Raw genomic sequence first — 11,409 nt, 5'->3', positions numbered from 1 at the left:
CGGAACACGACGAATGATCCTGGTGGACACCTCGGTCTGGATCGACCACTTGCGTAGCACCGAAGCGCACTTGTCCGAACTCTTGAACGAAGGACGGGTGTGCATGCATCCCCATGTGCTGGGCGAGATCGCACTCGGCAGTCTCAAGCATCGGGCAGTCGTGCTCGAGGCCATGCAGAATCTGCCGCCTGCGATCGTGGCCACCGACGACGAAGTCTTTCGCTTCATCGGCGATCACGCCCTCTTCGGGCTGGGCGTCGGCTATACCGATGCGCACCTGCTGGCAGCGACCAAGCTATCACCAGGTACCCGGCTCTGGACGCGCGATCGACGCCTCGGCAGCGCAACTGCCCGGCTCGGGATCGCTTACGAATTGGCCCACTGAAAAGAGATCGCCATGCAACCCACGCCCCCTGTTGCCCAACTCCTCGATAGCCTCGGCCTGGCACTTGGTACCTACCAGGTCGAGCTCGTCGACATCCATCAGGCTGAGACGGCATACATCCATCACTCACTCGTTCCAGTGGCAGTTGTTGGCTACGCACAGGTATCCCCCACATTCGCCACGGGACGGTTTCCGAAATTCACCTTCATCGACCTCATTCACAAGCGGCCTTCGATGGACGAGATCGAGGCTCGGGCACTGGCTGCGGTCTGCGGGCTCGATCTCGAACCTGGCTCTTGGAGCAACCCCGAACCGTTCGGCACCCACCTGTGGTCGATGATCGAGCGCTTCGACCTTGGGGCGTTCTTCCAACGCGTCGATCGACCCTACGGCAGCCGCGGTGAGCACTACTACATGCGCCCCCGCGGTTTCGACTGGAGTAACGCAGACAATCCAGAGATCCCTGGAGCACTGGATCAGTGGCGATCCTATTATCGGAAGCTGCCGACGTACCGCCAACTACTGGTGGCAACGATCCTGCAGCTCTACTTTCAGTCCGATGACCGTTACTGGATGGTACGCGTGCCGAAAAAATGGCATGCCGCTGAAGGCATCGAGATCCTCAAGACCAACGGCGCGTTACAGGACTGGGCCCGGCTGTATGCGCTCTACCCGGGGTGGTGAGCCTTGGGGTGGGCAACCCTCGAGATCCCGGTCTCGCATGCGCCGGCGATCGTCGCCCTTGCTGCACTCAACGTTTTCTTATCCTGTTTATCCGCTGATTTTTCGGCTAGAAATCACCGTGCATCTGCACGTTCGCCAACGCTCATCTTGGCGGCTGGATTCCGATGGAAGAATCTATAAAAAACCCCTCAGCAGCGTCCCCGCCGAAGCAGGGTCACCGAGAGGGGCCGTGTTGAGCAGAACTCTAGGTCACCAGGAGTGGCACGTCAATGAGCGCTGGCTTGGTGCTTCTTTTGTGAAGAACGCCGCGCTTTTGCTTGCTTGTACGCGCTCTTTTGCGCGCTAGAAAACACGCCCTTTTCAGACAACGTCGCCAGATTCTCAGCACGCCCTGTGCATCTCCTTCAGGCAGCACTAACCCATTGCCTACAAGGAGAGCACCATGAACAGCAAGAAACACCGCAAGTACATCGAAACCGCAAAGGCACTGCCCGCGTATTGCATCTACCCCGACGATTATCACTTCTCGGATGCGTGGGCCGACAAGCTCATCGCCGGATGGATCTCGCTCAAGCGGGTGCAGGTCGAGAGCAAATGGGACAACGCTCGTTTCCGTGACGCCCTGATCGATCTGGTGATCGAACTCAGCGAGGGATGGGAAGCCGAGTTCCTGGAGGCTGCACGCCAGGAAGGGATGACCTTTGATTGTGTCTCTTACGAGGTGCAAGAGCAGATGCACCAGGCCTACATCCAGGCCCACCGGGAGCGGGCCTTCGATCTCATCCCAAACGGCCTGCATGGCGAATTGTGCTGGGTGCCGGGATGGAACGGGGTCAGTCTCGATGAACTGATGGAGGAGTTCGGGCAGCGCAGCCAGCGCTATAACTCGAACTACATCGAAGAGGTGCAGCCTGGCCGTTGGTTGATCGAGTTGCTCAAGCTGGGCAACTGCTCGAGTGAGTCGCTTCGCGCGTATTGCATGGCGCATGGCGCTGAGGGACGGATTTTCGTTGAGCACACCGCGGATCTGCGCTGGAAAGTCGAAGCTGATCCTCAGCGTCCAACGGTGCTTTCGCCCGAAGAGGTGGTGTCAATCATCGAGAACGGCTACACCTGGGCCGTCCCGATGGCGCACGCACAGATCAACGTGCGGGCGCTTTTCGAGCACGATTGCACCAAGCCGATGTTCTGGAGCACAGCCCAGGGCAAGGTTCACATCGGTCTGCACGACGGTGTGCTCAACGGCGCGGGCTACATGGATGCCTACGATGGTTACCTGGTGGTACCCGCCAACGCGACGGGCTTTGCCGGGGAAGCACGCTGGCACTGGAGCATCAACAAGGTGTACGGCATCGTGAAGTCCTACTTCAAGGTGACGCCTATCGAGGTGACGACGATCGACACGATCTCTGTTGCCGCGTAAGCCATCCAGACCGTCACTTCCCTCGCGGGTGTGACGGTCATTTTTGTTGGCTTGCGCGAGAACTAGACGATTAGCTGATCGTTTCGGCTCGCCTATTTAAGCGCGCTTGAATTGCTTTTATGACTTCCAGTAACGCCAATTCGCATCAACCGGTGCGCATCTCCACAGGGCAGTTCAATCATCTACCCTTCAAGGAGAATTCTCATGCAGCAAGAACCCGTCACCATCATCGCAACGCGGTTGATCCGCTACACGCACTTGCTGGACCTTCGCGCCAGTTGCTATGCCGCTATCGAAGCGCAACGCAAGATCATCGAGCATGATGGACAGACCAGCTCTCACAGCCTGTCTCTGCACTCGCTGCAGCAACAAGCCCAGCAGATCGAGAGTGAGCTCACCGAGCTTGGCTCTGTCAATTTTCGTCAGGATTTGATCAAGCTCGATTCGGCCGCGAAGGTTGTTCTCTCACTAGAAGCCCAGTTTGGAGAAGCGATCGACCGCGATGAGGAGATCGGTGGCGTCGATGCCGTCGATAGCATTACCGACCTTCTCCTTGGCCAAGGGCGCCCAACGCTTGAAGTGTTGGGCTTGCGCGAAGCTCCATTCTGGAAAGCCGCTGCAGAGTTCGGCTATCGGGTCCACCGAGGGCACGAAGTCGACGGCGCCGAACTGGAAGGCAAGTATTGGTGGTCGCTCTACCGTGAAGATTGGGTTGAGGTCGAAACCAGCGAAAGTGTGTTCGATTCGTACGAAGCAGCCTGGCAGAACGCGATGTGCGCACTGGCCAGCGAACTGAAGTCCGATTGCCCTGAGTCCTGATCCGTCATCAAGCACCCCTCCCCCGCACAGCTTGGCTGTCGGGGGATTTTTCCGTCTCAGGCGCTACGCAGCGGAAAAAATCGCCAACTCATCTGCGCGCGGAGTATCGCTCATGTAATCGGCACAAAAACACAGGCCGTTTTCCCTTTCTCGCAAAGCCATCTCCACGGGGCAGACCTAACCCACAAGGAGATCGACATGATCGAGATGGCAATCACATGCCTTGCACTGAACATCTACCATGAGGCGAGGGGCGAACCGGAGATCGGCCAATGGGCCGTTGCCCAGGTGACGATGAACCGGGCCGAGCATGATCCGGCCAAAGTGTGTGACACCGTGTTCAAGCCACGGCAATTCTCGTGGACAAACCCCTTGGTTGAAGCGCCTACGCCCGAGATTCGTCGAGCTCGGGCAGAGAATTACATGCCGAGAGAAGCACAGGCATGGGAGTTGGCGAAGAAGATCGCTCGCCGAACACTCCAAGGAAGAGGGCGGAACGTGGTTGGCGGCGCTACCCACTACCATGCCGACTACGTCGCACCACGATGGGCTTCGACCTTCAGTCAGGTCGCCCAGATCGGGAGTCACGTCTTCTACCGATGATGTGGTCTTGACCTTTGCTCCCCTGCGTTTCCTTGATGGATTCGCAGGGGTTTTTCATTTCAGAAGAAAGAAAAAGCCGCTTGTCTGCGCGTTGCTAGGCGCTTATCTGGACACCAGGAAATTACGGCCTTTTACCTTCTCCGCCTGGGCATCTCTCCCTTGCAGTTCAACCCATCACGCAAGGAGAAGATCGTGCTCACCCTCATCAATGGTGACGGCGCAGGTCTGCGTCCGGCCCACCACTTCAACGATGTACTGGTCACAACGACACGTCTCATTCAGTACGTGGAAAAGGGACAGATCGAGGTCGCGCACCTGCTGGCTGCCAATTTCACGCCCTTAGAACGCTGTGTTGTGTCCCGTCTGATGATCAATCGCGGCATCGCACCACAGACCGTGCTTCGCACCCTGTCTTGACCGACACAAAGGAATCGCAATGAATACTGTCTCTGATCCTGTTTTCTGGATTACACCGGAATCAATCCACGCCCTCCGTTGTGCCTTTGATGCTACGACCAAGGGCAGCTGGCATGCGGAGGCCTCGATGACGAAGCCGACCATCTCGATTACTGGCAATGGCCTTCGCTCCGTCGTCGCCCGCCTGGATGAAAACGGCCTGTGCCATGAGCACGGAGGTTCCGCGCTGGGTAACGCGCTGTTCATCGCGCGTGCCCACGAAATGATGCCGTTCCTGCTTGCGTGCGTAGAGGTGGCGCAACAAGCGGCAACCGGTGAGCTCGCCGGCGATGCGCTGCAAGCGAAGGCGCAGCGTATTTTCGACTGAAGCCGTTGTCGCCATCCGGCACATCGATCCAACGTCGCCCTCATCACGAGGGCGATTTTTTTTCGCTTCTCCCTGAGCACATCTCTCTCCTTGCAGCACAACCCAACAAGGAGATGAGCATGTCCAACACCCCCGAACTTGCGCCGATCAGAAGCCAGCTCGACGCACTTACCGCAATAGCACGTGAGCGAAGGTTGGGCGCAGCGCCCGACTTCGCAGGGGCCGTCGGTGGTGCCGACATCGATTTCATGACGCCCGAAGAACGAGAACTGCGCCATCAACTGTTGATGCAGTTTCCCACCTTTGCTGAAGACCGTGCAGCTGCCCGTCAGCGCATTGCTGAGCGAATCGCAGCACGTCGCCGCGGCCTCCACATCCGTGAGTCGGCCGCAAGAGACCATGCAATCGAGGACTTCCGTAAATGACAACCTGGATCATTGATGTGCGTGACAGGGTCGGCCAACGGGTTCAACCCGATGCCGATGTACCTCCTGACAGTCTGCGCTTTCGAAAGGTCGTGGCAGATACCTTCACCGAAGCCCTACTCAAGGCTCAGGCTGAAGTTGCTGCCCTGACGGTTCCGTCGAAAATGGAGATGCCTCATGCCAAGCACTGCTGAACTTCAAGAGGAAATAAACCGGCTTCAGAGAGCTCTCACTCAATCTGAAAACCGCGCCGAGATGTATTTTCAGCAGCTCGTCATGGGCATTCACGTTCGTTCTGACTTGAAGCCGTTTCTTGATCAGGTCGAAAGAAACAAAGGTAAGAGTGCAGAGAGAGAGCGGTGTATCGCCATCTGTCTTAAAGAAAGCAAGGAGCCGAATGATCTGGGAGACATCCTTGCTCATCGCATCCGAACATTGAACGCCTGATACGTTCGAGCCAAAAAACGCCAGCCCGGTCTGGCGTTTTTTTTCGGCCTTTGGGTAGTTCACATGCTCCTCGCCACATCTCTCCGTGCAGTCCTAACCAACAAGGAGATGTGCCATGACCAGCACGAAAAAGAAGCCTGTCCCCAAATGCAATCAGTCGTCCAAGTGGAAGCGGGGTGTGCGAGAACGGATCGCCGCTCAACAGAAGCAAAACAGCAAGAAGAAGGCAACGAAGAACAGCAAGCCACAGGCTAAATTTTTGCCTTGGGAGCGTCAGCCAGTGACCTGCCCGTACTGCAGCCGGCGTGCCATGCTGGTGACAGGCCAAGTCATCTACCCACATCGCCCCGACCTGCATGATCTCAACTTCTGGCTTTGCGATCACTGCAAAGCCTATGTTGGGACGCACAAGGCCGGTCTCGGCTGGGGAAACGGCACGCGCCCAAAGGGTACGCTTGCCGATGAGCCGACGCGTCGCGCTCGCAGGGCCGCACATGCAGCATTCGACCCGTTCTGGCAAGAAGGCGATCTTTCACGGCGGAAGGCTTACGCCTGGCTCGCTGAGTCCCTAGCAGGGTGTTGAAAATTGCATCGTCACCTTCGGTTTCCAGCTTGGCTGGGAAAAATCGACGCTGAAGAACCCCGGCGTGGTTTGGCATGAAGCACTTTCCAGCCGTCTTTCGAGCCGATTCCGCTACCGCAATTCAGCAGCGCTCCCGTCGCTGCAAAGACGTTGTTTCCTATCCCATGCCGCACGTCGAATGGCGCGCGAGCGCCAGCGAATTACGACGCCAACAAATTGCCCAATCGCGTCAGGTTGTACGCAGCGAAATTGAGCAGCGCATGCGCGCGAATCTTGTCCAGGCCGCGCGCCATCAAACGACGCAGCATGCCGATATCCTTCACCCAGCCGAAGGCTTCCTCGATCATCTTCCGCCGACGCAGACTGACCCTGTAGCCTTCGGTGGCCTTGATGTGCTCGGGCACAGCGCTGCCCTGGGTCTTGGCGGCCACATGCGGGGCGATGCCCAGTGCCGTCAGGGCGCCCACGAATTCGGCGGTGTCGTAACCCCGATCTGCAGCGACGGTGGGTTTGTGGCTCCCGCGCGCCGGTTTGACACTGCGCTTGAGCATCACCAGCGCGGCCTCACGTTCGGCCGTCCCGGTGGCCGGGGTCGTGTGCACATCGACGATCAGTCCGTGCCGGTTCTCGGCCAGTGCATGCGTGGTGTAGCTCAGAAACGCCATGCCGCCGCCCTTGCTCGCCAACAGGGACTCGGGGTCGGTGCGCGAAACATGCGTCGCGTTCGAGCGTTTCTTGCCTCGGAAATCGACCTCGGGGTTGCGCCCCTGATCCGGTCCGGGTGGTTCGTCCGAGCCGTCGCGTGCAGCCATGCTCTTGTGCGAGGCCCAGGCCCGCAACAACGAGCCATCGACACTGAAATGCTCGTCAGAGACCAGCTCGGCCCATTCGGCAATCGCCACAACCCCGCCAAAGAACTCGCGCATCACGCTTTCCTTGAGCAGGCGCTCGCGGTTGGCCGAGAACGTCGAGTGATCCCAGATCGCCTCGTCCAGCGTCAGCCCGACGAACCAGCGGTACATCATGTTGAAATCGATATGCTCGACCAGCGCGCGCTCCGAGCGGATCGAAAACAGGCATTGCAGCAGCGAGGCACGCAGCAGCCGTTCCGGTGCAATCGAGGGGCGTCCGCCTTCGGCATAAAGCGCATCGAACTGCGCAGACATCGAGCGCAAAACCAAATCGGCGAGCACCTTCACGCGGCGCAGCGGGTGGTCTCGGGGAATTCGATCCTCGAGATTGACGTAGCTGAACAGGGGGCTTTGTTTGTGGTCGGTGCCGCGCATCGGAATTATTGAAGTGGTAATGCAAATCGTATTTTAACGCCCCGAAAAGCCTTGCCGTTGCTCGGATCTGGCTAAATCAACAGCCTGCTAGGGCTGAGCGTCGAAGAAACACACCTTGGCGCCTTCGACGTCGCAACTTGCCAACGCGTGATCGAACTTTGCGTGGCCAGAAGGTCGCAGCTTTCTGACGACTGCCTGCTCTGATCCTTACCCATTAACCCCCGTCGCCTGCTGGCACGGGGGTTTTCTCATGGGCTGTTGCTCATCTCCTGCTTGCAGTCCAAACCCGCACACAAGGAGAATCCAGACATGGAGTCCACAACCGACCAGCCCGTTCAGCTCCACGGCAAGATGGAGTACCTGCACAGGAAGAAAGCCGTTGGGCCTATCGCCGAACGTGCGTTCTCGCGCATCCTGGAAGACAACCCAGACTTTCTGACGATCGAGGACAAGCTCCTGCAGATCGCTAACGAGAACGCTTCGCTCAAGAGCCGCTTCGCGAGAATCTTACGATTTGCGGATGTGATCGCGGCCGCGATCTCACCCCACGCCGGATGCAAGCACGCGTGCTCCTCTTGCTGTCACATCTCGGTCGGTCTCAGTGGTGCCGAGGCGCAGATCATTGGTAGGGCCATCGGCGTTGAACCTGCGACCAACGTTAGCAGCCACGGAGACCGAGAAGCACTGGTGAAGCACTACTTTGGCGAACCGTGTCCGTTCCTTTCGAACGGGGGTTGCAGCATCTATGACCATCGACCCGTCGCGTGTCGCTTGCACTTCTCCCTTGATCGCGACGGCTATTTCTGCCGAACAAGCATCGCGCCGGAGGAAAGCATCGTCCCGAACGTAAATCTGGAGTCGTACTGGATGATCTACGGCCTGATCGCCGCCCAGATGAGCAGAGACGAAGGTGACATCAGGCTGTTTTTCCCGCAAGGAAGACAGTGCTGACTGCCAGGACTCAATGAGTACCAAAGCCGGCCCTGAACCTCCCGTTCTGGTGCCGGCTTTTTTCAGATCACCTTGAGGCGCCTTGCCAAAACAAGGACCCTATCCCGAACGCTCTTGTGTTCCGGGTTCCAGCGATCGCTCATTACCGCAATCTGTTCGCCCAGCTGCGCCGTGCTGTACTGGCCGAGCCGGACCTCTGAGGCACGAACTTGCGCCTCGAGAGATCGTTTTCGCTCCATTTGCGCTTGTCGAAACCGCCGCTGTCGCTCTGCAACAGTCAGGGCTTGCCCGGTCCTCGGCCTTGTCATCCTCGCCATCCCCTTAATTCGTTACCGTAACGGTTATTCTACACCCTCGTTACCGTAACGCAACGCTTTTCACCCGTCATTGCATCCCTCACCTAAGCAGGCAATCTCGCCGTGCGCTCGAGCTCCGCAACACCCCTTTGCCAAACAGCTTTTTGGGCTTATCCCATGGGAAAACCGGCAAATAAGGCAATCTTCCGGCTCTGGCGCGCGCCACACAGCGCGCAACAGGTATGGGTTGCACAAATGCAATACTTCCTGCCCTTGCGAAGCGCCCCCTCGGCGCGGAGCAAGGCCGCGTCCGACCACAGGAGCAGAAGTGCCTAAGAATCGCATCCAGCCCCTCCTGAAGTGCCCCCAAGGCGCGAAAGGAGGGCGGCCCTTTTTTTGATGGGCAGGGCAGGAGGAAGGAGGTTTCTTGGCCGGTCCGAGTCAGCTTCTCTGGGGCGTCGCTTTGTTTTTGGTCTTCGATTTGACGGAAATTCTCGTTTCGATAGGCTTTTCTGAGGTGGCTGGGCACATCTCCTATGTGCAGTTCCAACCTCACATGGAGATCGAAATGAAGAAACTTCAAGCTGTAAGGAGAACACTCTCCGGTGCGAGCGTCGAGCCGATCCTGGCGGCGCTTGGAGAGTTTGTCGATGTGGAGGAGTTGTTCCATATCGCCTCGAGGCACGATGGCTATCGGGATGGGGGGTGTATCGCGGGGCAGGCAGTGTCCAGCGCTGTCCAAGACCTGTTCTTCGGGGGACGAGGAGGGGTCTACAACGATGTCGATTGTTTTGCCCCTGCGGCTGGTCATCATTTCGAGAGCACGGAAGTCCGCAGTCGGGTTAAAACCGTCCAGATGGCCGACGTGGTGGGCGAGGTCGATTACGAGCAGATCAATGCTCGTGTGGTGCCGCGGTACAGGGTGTTGAGTTCGTCCAGGATGGATAAGCTCAATCTGGTTCAGATTGACGAGTACGCTCGCAACAAGCCGATTGAGCTGACAGCCTCGATCCTTCGGTCCTTCGATTTCAATTGCGTCCAGGTTGGGATCGATCTTGTCGAGCGGAAGCTGGTTTGGACGCCTGCGTTCGAGCGGTTTTTGGCGACACGGCAGATCGAGGTCGAAAGCACGCACACGCCAGCCCACACGGCGATTCGTCTGGCCAAGAAGCTGGGTGAGCTCGAGAACGTGTATGTCGATCAGGACCGGGTTTTTCGCACGCTGGCTGGTGCGATCATGAGGCTCAAGGTCGCGGAGGCGCAAACCGAGCGGGGAAAAGGGCAGAAAGACGAGATGATCGCTTCGCTTGCGACATTGGGTGCCAGTGATCCTCGTTCAGCGATGGGGACGCTCTATGGCCAGCGGCGCTTCGGCAAGCTTCTCGCTCAAAAGGCGAGGGACAACGAATCGACGCTTTCACCCTATTTCTCGCTTTGTGAGGAAGGTCGGTCGGGAGGGGTGTTCTCGCTTGAGCCCAAGCGCTTGCCAGATGAATCTTTTCTGCGGCTTGCGTCAAGGCGCCACGTCGCCGAATACGCTCGGCTCGCCGCGGTGTTTCTGCGGCCCCATAAGCCTGAAGTTAAGGCAAGAGCGGCCGCGTTGCTGCGGGTCGATCCTGTCTCGCTCGAGCCGATCACGGGGCACATTCACATTTGGCCTGCGCATCCGTCCTCTTCGGTGATTGAGATGGCGCATGAAAAGGTCTCGGTGAAGGAGATGGATCGATTCCTGGCGGTGTGCGACCGGCATCGTGGCTTGATGTCGAGAGTGCAGATGAGGAATTCGCTTGCGGAGCAGGTTGGGGTGGTGCAGGTTGTCCAAAAGCTCGCTAGCGAGCATGGCCAGTGGGTGTACGGGCTGATCGAGGCGAGGTAACCGTCCGAGCAACCCCGTCCCCCCGCGGAGCCGGGGGCTTCAGAGATCGACGACGTGCCTGAGCAGTGCGAACGACACGCGCCAGCCGGGCTCGTTTTCGCAGTCGATGCTGGCCGTCTTCTGGTTGATGTGCACGATGGTGCCGATGCGCGTCTGCAGGTGGCGGTCCTCGAAGCTGACGCGATCGCCGACGCGGAAGTCCTCGCGGGTGGGACGTTGGGCGGACCTAGGCGTCGGCGACCGGGGCTCTGCCCGGCTGTCGGCGGGGAGCTCGATTGCTGCGTAGGGCAGCGTCCAGGTCGCACGGGTGGCGTCGTCCTGCACAGTGAGCTGGGTGTCCTTCATCGCCACCACGGTGCCGCTTCGAAGCTGCAGCGCGGCGCCCGGCGCTTTTCCGTCCACGAAGCGTACCCGTTGCCCCAGGTTCAGATGCAGCCGGATCTGCACGATCCGCGACGGATCCGACATCAGGCGCTCGATCACGCGCGACAGGTGGAACAGTTCGAGCGAGCTTGCACGGCTGAGGGCTTGGAGGGTGGCGGGATCCATCAGAGCGCGGGCTTCCAGTTCATCGGCAGCAGTTCGTCGAGCCGGTCCATGCGGTGGCCGGGCAGGCGCGTGAGCACATCCTTCAGGTAGGCGTAGGGCTCAATGTCGTTCAACCGCGCTGTCTCGATCAGCGAGAGTGCCACGGCAGCGGCCCGTCCGCCACGTGGACTTCCGGCAAACAGCCAGTTCTTCCGCGAGATCGCCACCGGTCGCATCGCCCGCTCGGCGGCGTTGTTGTCCGGGGCGAGGAGACCGCTGTCGGCAAACACGGTGAGCGCCGTCCAGTTCGACAGCGCAT

Annotated in this window: 16 protein-coding genes; 13 read left to right on the top strand and 3 right to left on the bottom strand. The window is 58.9% G+C overall.

The window, feature by feature from the left end; genetic code table 11:
- From ACUH78_RS18015 to ACUH78_RS17965, 11 genes are all read left to right on the top strand, one after another.
- Positions 1 to 385: type II toxin-antitoxin system VapC family toxin (locus tag ACUH78_RS18015; protein ID WP_445334179.1), on the top strand; the 385-nt coding region annotated here is incomplete at its 5' end.
- 12 nt (positions 386 to 397) lie between these two features.
- Positions 398 to 1,069: a hypothetical protein gene (locus ACUH78_RS18010; protein WP_445334180.1), complete on the top strand. Its 672-nt coding sequence runs from the start codon at positions 398 to 400 to the stop codon at positions 1,067 to 1,069.
- 442 nt (positions 1,070 to 1,511) lie between these two features.
- Positions 1,512 to 2,492 carry a hypothetical protein gene (locus ACUH78_RS18005; RefSeq protein WP_048704276.1) on the top strand — a complete coding sequence of 327 codons (981 nt, stop codon included), beginning with the start codon at positions 1,512 to 1,514 and terminating at the stop codon, positions 2,490 to 2,492.
- A gap of 204 nt (positions 2,493 to 2,696) precedes the next feature.
- A complete protein-coding gene (locus ACUH78_RS18000) occupies positions 2,697 to 3,311 on the top strand; it encodes a hypothetical protein (protein WP_445334181.1) in 615 nt (204 codons plus the stop codon).
- A gap of 198 nt (positions 3,312 to 3,509) precedes the next feature.
- The gene (locus ACUH78_RS17995) at positions 3,510 to 3,914 is read left to right on the top strand and encodes a cell wall hydrolase (protein WP_445334182.1); all 405 of its coding nucleotides are present in this window, start codon (positions 3,510 to 3,512) and stop codon (positions 3,912 to 3,914) included.
- A 192-nt stretch (positions 3,915 to 4,106) separates the two neighbouring features.
- Complete coding sequence (locus tag ACUH78_RS17990; protein WP_041647770.1) at positions 4,107 to 4,331, top strand: hypothetical protein; 225 nt, start codon at positions 4,107 to 4,109, stop codon at positions 4,329 to 4,331.
- A gap of 127 nt (positions 4,332 to 4,458) precedes the next feature.
- Entirely contained in the window at positions 4,459 to 4,698 is a 240-nt protein-coding gene (locus tag ACUH78_RS17985) for a hypothetical protein (protein WP_041647768.1), read from the top strand.
- Between the two features lie 119 nt (positions 4,699 to 4,817).
- Complete coding sequence (locus tag ACUH78_RS17980; RefSeq protein WP_048704286.1) at positions 4,818 to 5,123, top strand: hypothetical protein; 306 nt, start codon at positions 4,818 to 4,820, stop codon at positions 5,121 to 5,123.
- Positions 5,120 to 5,317 carry a hypothetical protein gene (locus tag ACUH78_RS17975; protein WP_445334183.1) on the top strand — a complete coding sequence of 66 codons (198 nt, stop codon included), beginning with the start codon at positions 5,120 to 5,122 and terminating at the stop codon, positions 5,315 to 5,317. Before ACUH78_RS17980 ends, ACUH78_RS17975 begins: the two co-directional genes overlap by 4 nt.
- A complete protein-coding gene (locus ACUH78_RS17970; protein ID WP_445334184.1) occupies positions 5,301 to 5,570 on the top strand; it encodes a hypothetical protein in 270 nt (89 codons plus the stop codon). Before ACUH78_RS17975 ends, ACUH78_RS17970 begins: the two co-directional genes overlap by 17 nt.
- A 115-nt stretch (positions 5,571 to 5,685) precedes the next feature.
- Positions 5,686 to 6,153: a zinc-finger-containing protein gene (locus ACUH78_RS17965; RefSeq protein ID WP_445334185.1), complete on the top strand. Its 468-nt coding sequence runs from the start codon at positions 5,686 to 5,688 to the stop codon at positions 6,151 to 6,153.
- A gap of 200 nt (positions 6,154 to 6,353) precedes the next feature.
- Here the strand turns inward: ACUH78_RS17965 and ACUH78_RS17960 are convergent, their stop codons facing one another.
- Positions 6,354 to 7,439, bottom strand: a complete 1,086-nt coding sequence (locus ACUH78_RS17960; protein ID WP_445334186.1) for an IS5 family transposase — start codon at positions 7,437 to 7,439, stop codon at positions 6,354 to 6,356.
- Positions 7,440 to 7,748: 309 nt separating this feature from the next.
- Here ACUH78_RS17960 and ACUH78_RS17955 point away from each other — a divergent pair, with 309 nt between their 5' ends.
- Positions 7,749 to 8,390, top strand: a complete 642-nt coding sequence (locus ACUH78_RS17955; protein ID WP_048704290.1) for a YkgJ family cysteine cluster protein — start codon at positions 7,749 to 7,751, stop codon at positions 8,388 to 8,390.
- Positions 8,391 to 9,113: 723 nt separating this feature from the next.
- Positions 9,114 to 10,562: a PcfJ domain-containing protein gene (locus ACUH78_RS17950; RefSeq protein WP_445334187.1), complete on the top strand. Its 1,449-nt coding sequence runs from the start codon at positions 9,114 to 9,116 to the stop codon at positions 10,560 to 10,562.
- Between the two features lie 39 nt (positions 10,563 to 10,601).
- Here the strand turns inward: ACUH78_RS17950 and ACUH78_RS17945 are convergent, their stop codons facing one another.
- Positions 10,602 to 11,111 (bottom strand): hypothetical protein, encoded by a 510-nt coding sequence (locus tag ACUH78_RS17945; RefSeq protein WP_445334188.1) that lies wholly within the window; start codon positions 11,109 to 11,111, stop codon positions 10,602 to 10,604.
- Positions 11,111 to 11,409: transposase domain-containing protein (locus ACUH78_RS17940; RefSeq protein ID WP_510497587.1), on the bottom strand; the 299-nt coding region annotated here is incomplete at its 5' end. The genes ACUH78_RS17945 and ACUH78_RS17940, both read right to left, overlap by 1 nt.

The organism is Thauera sp. ZXT1-4, from assembly GCF_052598215.2.
Note: the sequence above shows the minus strand (reverse complement) of the source record. Positions and strands in the feature narration are given on the sequence as shown.

Bases quoted from the DNA above. Each gene is read 5' to 3' on its own strand.
- ACUH78_RS18010 (WP_445334180.1), top strand. From the start codon at position 398: ATGCAACCCACGCCCCCTGTTGCCCAACTCCTCGATAGCCTCGGCCTG.
- ACUH78_RS18005 (WP_048704276.1), top strand. From the start codon at position 1,512: ATGAACAGCAAGAAACACCGCAAGTACATCGAAACCGCAAAGGCACTG.
- ACUH78_RS18000 (WP_445334181.1), top strand. From the start codon at position 2,697: ATGCAGCAAGAACCCGTCACCATCATCGCAACGCGGTTGATCCGCTAC.
- ACUH78_RS17995 (WP_445334182.1), top strand. From the start codon at position 3,510: ATGATCGAGATGGCAATCACATGCCTTGCACTGAACATCTACCATGAG.
- ACUH78_RS17985 (WP_041647768.1), top strand. From the start codon at position 4,459: ATGACGAAGCCGACCATCTCGATTACTGGCAATGGCCTTCGCTCCGTC.
- ACUH78_RS17980 (WP_048704286.1), top strand. From the start codon at position 4,818: ATGTCCAACACCCCCGAACTTGCGCCGATCAGAAGCCAGCTCGACGCA.
- ACUH78_RS17975 (WP_445334183.1), top strand. From the start codon at position 5,120: ATGACAACCTGGATCATTGATGTGCGTGACAGGGTCGGCCAACGGGTT.
- ACUH78_RS17970 (WP_445334184.1), top strand. From the start codon at position 5,301: ATGCCAAGCACTGCTGAACTTCAAGAGGAAATAAACCGGCTTCAGAGA.
- ACUH78_RS17965 (WP_445334185.1), top strand. From the start codon at position 5,686: ATGACCAGCACGAAAAAGAAGCCTGTCCCCAAATGCAATCAGTCGTCC.
- ACUH78_RS17960 (WP_445334186.1), bottom strand. From the start codon at position 7,439: ATGCGCGGCACCGACCACAAACAAAGCCCCCTGTTCAGCTACGTCAAT.
- ACUH78_RS17955 (WP_048704290.1), top strand. From the start codon at position 7,749: ATGGAGTCCACAACCGACCAGCCCGTTCAGCTCCACGGCAAGATGGAG.
- ACUH78_RS17945 (WP_445334188.1), bottom strand. From the start codon at position 11,111: ATGGATCCCGCCACCCTCCAAGCCCTCAGCCGTGCAAGCTCGCTCGAA.